We start from the raw sequence: 3653 nt of genomic DNA, 5'->3' as shown, positions 1-3653 counted from the left end.
CATTGGCCGCTGAGCTGGGTTTGTCTATGTAGCTTACTAGTTAATTCATAAAATAGCCCTTTATCAGCAACTCCGTCTGAGCTTTTTCCCATGAACTGCTCAAACAGCAGAACGGCGTTTTTCGTCTTTGCTCCAAAGGCTCCGTCTTCTGCACCTGCATTAAATCCTAGTTTGTTGAGGATGCGCTGCAAGTCTCGAACAGCCTGACCATTGTCACCTTCTTTTAACGTTTCGCCCTTCCATGTTATCGGGTAATTGTAGCTTTTTGACTTTAGCTCCATGAGCTTTCGATACGTTTGTTGCCCGGCAACTCCATCGATGGAAAGGCTATTCGATTCTTGGAAATGCTGGAGACAATGTACCTGTCCCCATGTCTATTTTAAACAAAAAATCCATGTGGATTTTTACCACATGGAAATAATGTGTAGCTTATTTGTTAATTCATAAAATAAACCATTATCAACAACCCCGTCTGAGCTTATTCCCATGAACTGTTCAAACAGCTGAATGGCGTTTTTCGGTCTTCGATCCAAAAACTCCGTCTTCTGCACCTGCATTATATCCTAGTTTGTTGAGGATCCAGGTAAGTCTCGAACAGTTATAAATTATAATTCAACTAATAAAAAGACAATGTATCAGTCCCCTTTCATTACAGTTCACCTGTCTCAATATTTTTCCTTATGAAAGTAGTTTTTCTATCTTTTTGTCATAATTTACTTCTTTATTATTTATTTCAATTAACAAAGTATCCTCATCAAATACAGGTTCGTAACCAATGATAATCTTTTGTACATCATAATTTTTTTTAATATCAACTAAATAATTCACTAGTTTTATCAATTGGACCTTGTTATTTTCTCTATCACCCTCTAATACTCCATCTTCTGGAAAATTAATTACAATATCACCATATTGTTCATCAAACGATAAAACAATTATTACGTTCTTTAGTTTTATACCTATCTGTAAGTCATCTAAAAGAATATTTCCTGTTCCTTTGGGTGTTAATATCCATTCTATGTTTCTTACTTGAGAAAATTCCATATCTTCCCTTGTAATATTATTATAAAAATGTGATGACTTAACTTTTGATTTAGTTAGCTTAAGTTCTTCGTTAATAAATGTATTTAAATCCTTTTTATTAAAATCACACAATACAATCTCTAATTTTTCCATTTTCTCTCACCCTTATTATTGGTCAATAAAACCTTTAAATTGTCCATCTAGATTTAAACGTACACCTCGACCATCTGGTAGCTTTTTTTCTAAAAATTCTATACCGTTTGGATTTTTAACTTTAACGAATCCCCCAGTTCCCTCCAATATTTCTGTTAGGTGTTTTAATGCGGTTTGATTAATTTGGTCAGGACCGCCTTTAATTCCTCCCCAAATTTCTGGATTTCTACCTGCATGTTTTTGTAAAGCATGACCAACTACAGTCTCTCCACCTTTTTAGGGGCAATGGCAGTTATTATGACGGTATTAATATCTATATCAACAAAATCACCAGTAATCTTACCAAAAAACTGCAAATTCAAACCTATTTTATTTCCAACCTTCGCTAGTTTAAATCCAGCATATACTACTTTTCCGCCCGGGATAAAATTAAGACCAGCAATCACCCTATCTAGAGTACTAGCATCTTCATCTAATATAGTCTTAATATCGTCCCCTATGATAAAATCGAATCCCATTTTTACTAGGGCATCTGATACTTTATCCCATGTAGATTCTTCGGATTGTACAACGTCTGCTAGTTTCCCCATGTCTATTTTATACAAAAAATCCATGTGGATTGTTACCACATGGAAAATAATGTGTAGATTTTTTTTTATTCATAAAATAAACCTTTATCGTCAACTCTGTCTGAGCTTTTCCCATGAACTGCTCAAACAGCAGAACGGCGTCTTTCATATCTGCTCCAAAAGCTCCGTCTTCTGCACCTGCATTAAATCCTAGTTTATTGAAAATGCGCTGCAAGTCTCAACCATTTGAAAAATATAATTCAACTAAGTGGAAGACAATGCACCTGTCCCCGTGTCTTTCTGACCCATATCAGAATTAAATTTGGCTATTCCTTTATCTGTCGAAGTAATATCATCCCAATATCTACCCGACTTTGTCTCCACCATCTATTACCTAATCCTCTATCAAAATCACGACCTTCAACTTTGAAACTTCCTTCCCCCCTAGTTCTTTGGTAAGATAATCTTCGAAATCCTTACCAATTAAACCTTTAGCACTACTACCCTTCCCTATATCATCCAACACATTCTCACTACCAATATCAGCAATATCCTTAAGCGTTCCGCCTAATTTAGTACCTAACTTCGCCAACACCTGCGGTTATGACGACCCCGAATGTAAATATTGCTTTTGTCAGTTGATGACCAAACTCTTTCGATTCTTTATAGGTAGCTAAGTCAAGATTTTTTCCTTGTTTCTTTATATACTCAAATGGCACTACAAACTCTTCTTTTGTATCCATGTCTTTAAATAATGATAGATGGTGACAGTTGAATAACTGTCACCTCTACTAATTACTCACTTGACTTACTGTTGGTTCTGGAATAACACAAGCAGCTTTAAAGAAAACTTTTGTGATTATGTAACGGATAGTTTACCATCCAATACATTCTTTATCTATAAGTTTTCCACTAAGTATTTCTACCAAATATCGCATGCCAAAAAAACTAGTCACTTGAACTGTTTTTGAATCAATAATACTCATGGCTACATACGGTGTATTTTGTGGTATATTAAATGCATCTTTCACACTTTGAACTCTCCAAAGTATTTCACCATTTTCATTTACTGCATATAAATTATCAACCTCATTTGAGCCTTTTGGGATTTCAAGTAAAACTAAATAAACTTTGCTTACATATTCAGCTTTATCAATTTTATGCTCAAATTCAACCTTAAACCCATTTGCAATTAACTTATTTTGATTTATTATCCATTCACTCATGTTTGTTTCACCTCTTCTATGGCAATAATCTAGGATTTACAAAATCACCAATATATTGTCCCATCAGATCAAATTGAGTTCCCCCTCCATCAAAACCAAATATTCCATTAGCAGTTCCTGTTCTTAATTTAGTACCAGATTCAAAAACAACATCTGTAACATATTTTGGAGTCGATGGTAAAGCAAATTTGTTTTGTATTTGTTGAGGAGTTAATCCTGCAATGTCTTCTGCTTTCATTACCCAGCCACCAGCTTGCATTGAACTAATTCCATCATATACTCTTACAAATTGAGTCTGTTCTGTTAATTCAATAGTATCTACAACAGAACTAGGTTTGTAAGGAGCTTCCGTATACCCCAGAGCTTTTAAGCTTTTATTTACTTCATCTGCTGATTGAGAAAAGAGTTTTTTAAAATTACCCATACTCTTCCCTATATCATCCAACACTTTCTCACTACCAATATCTGCAATATCCTTAAGCGTTCCGCCTAATTTTGTACCTAACTTCGCCAACAAGGCAGCTGAGCCAACACCAGCGGTTAGGACGGCTCCGATTGTAAATATTGCTTTTGTCAGTTGATGACCAAACTCTTTCGATTCTTTATAGGTAGCTGAGTCAAGATCTTTTCCGTGTTTCTTTATATACTCAAATGGCTCTACAAACTCTTCTTTTAAAGAAGA

General features: G+C 34.9%; 10 protein-coding genes and 1 pseudogene. All 11 read right to left on the bottom strand.

The window, feature by feature from the left end:
• Window positions 1-191 (bottom strand): peptidoglycan-binding domain-containing protein (locus tag ACFSCX_RS16285; RefSeq protein ID WP_377929310.1); only part of this gene is annotated, 191 nt, incomplete at its 3' end.
• Between the two features lie 213 nt (window positions 192-404).
• Window positions 405-551: a hypothetical protein gene (locus tag ACFSCX_RS16280; RefSeq protein ID WP_377929309.1), complete on the bottom strand. Its 147-nt coding sequence runs from the start codon at window positions 549-551 to the stop codon at window positions 405-407.
• On the bottom strand, window positions 496-612 hold the full coding sequence (locus ACFSCX_RS16275) for a peptidoglycan-binding domain-containing protein (protein ID WP_377929313.1): 117 nt from the start codon (window positions 610-612) through the stop codon (window positions 496-498). The genes ACFSCX_RS16280 and ACFSCX_RS16275 overlap by 56 nt, the downstream gene beginning before the upstream one ends.
• Window positions 613-678: 66 nt before the next feature.
• On the bottom strand, window positions 679-1176 hold the full coding sequence (locus ACFSCX_RS16270; RefSeq protein WP_377929308.1) for a hypothetical protein: 498 nt from the start codon (window positions 1174-1176) through the stop codon (window positions 679-681).
• Window positions 1177-1433: 257 nt separating this feature from the next.
• Window positions 1434-1790: a hypothetical protein gene (locus ACFSCX_RS16265; RefSeq protein WP_377929307.1), complete on the bottom strand. Its 357-nt coding sequence runs from the start codon at window positions 1788-1790 to the stop codon at window positions 1434-1436.
• On the bottom strand, window positions 1774-1980 hold the full coding sequence (locus ACFSCX_RS16260) for a peptidoglycan-binding domain-containing protein (protein ID WP_377929306.1): 207 nt from the start codon (window positions 1978-1980) through the stop codon (window positions 1774-1776). Before ACFSCX_RS16260 ends, ACFSCX_RS16265 begins: the two co-directional genes overlap by 17 nt.
• A gap of 29 nt (window positions 1981-2009) precedes the next feature.
• Entirely contained in the window at window positions 2010-2132 is a 123-nt protein-coding gene (locus ACFSCX_RS16255) for a hypothetical protein (protein WP_377929305.1), read from the bottom strand.
• 7 nt (window positions 2133-2139) lie between these two features.
• The gene (locus ACFSCX_RS16250; protein WP_377929304.1) at window positions 2140-2340 is read right to left on the bottom strand and encodes a hypothetical protein; all 201 of its coding nucleotides are present in this window, start codon (window positions 2338-2340) and stop codon (window positions 2140-2142) included.
• Window positions 2318-2464 (bottom strand): hypothetical protein, encoded by a 147-nt coding sequence (locus tag ACFSCX_RS16245; protein WP_377929303.1) that lies wholly within the window; start codon window positions 2462-2464, stop codon window positions 2318-2320. Before ACFSCX_RS16245 ends, ACFSCX_RS16250 begins: the two co-directional genes overlap by 23 nt.
• A gap of 156 nt (window positions 2465-2620) precedes the next feature.
• Entirely contained in the window at window positions 2621-2971 is a 351-nt protein-coding gene (locus ACFSCX_RS16240) for a DUF7957 family protein (protein WP_377929302.1), read from the bottom strand.
• Window positions 2972-2987: 16 nt separating this feature from the next.
• Window positions 2988-3653, bottom strand: a pseudogene (locus ACFSCX_RS16235) (hypothetical protein); the annotation flags it as partial.

The sequence above is a fragment of the Bacillus salitolerans genome, from assembly GCF_042680805.1.
Lineage (GTDB): Bacteria > Bacillota > Bacilli > Bacillales > SA4 > Bacillus_CJ > Bacillus_CJ salitolerans.
This window is presented reverse-complemented; position numbering and strand designations above follow the sequence as displayed.

Excerpts from the sequence above, each read along its gene's own strand:
- ACFSCX_RS16265 (WP_377929307.1), bottom strand. The coding sequence starts at position 1,790 with ATGGATTTTTTGTATAAAATAGACATGGGGAAACTAGCAGACGTTGTA.
- ACFSCX_RS16255 (WP_377929305.1), bottom strand. The coding sequence starts at position 2,132 with ATGGTGGAGACAAAGTCGGGTAGATATTGGGATGATATTACTTCGACA.
- ACFSCX_RS16270 (WP_377929308.1), bottom strand. The coding sequence starts at position 1,176 with ATGGAAAAATTAGAGATTGTATTGTGTGATTTTAATAAAAAGGATTTA.
- ACFSCX_RS16240 (WP_377929302.1), bottom strand. The coding sequence starts at position 2,971 with ATGAGTGAATGGATAATAAATCAAAATAAGTTAATTGCAAATGGGTTT.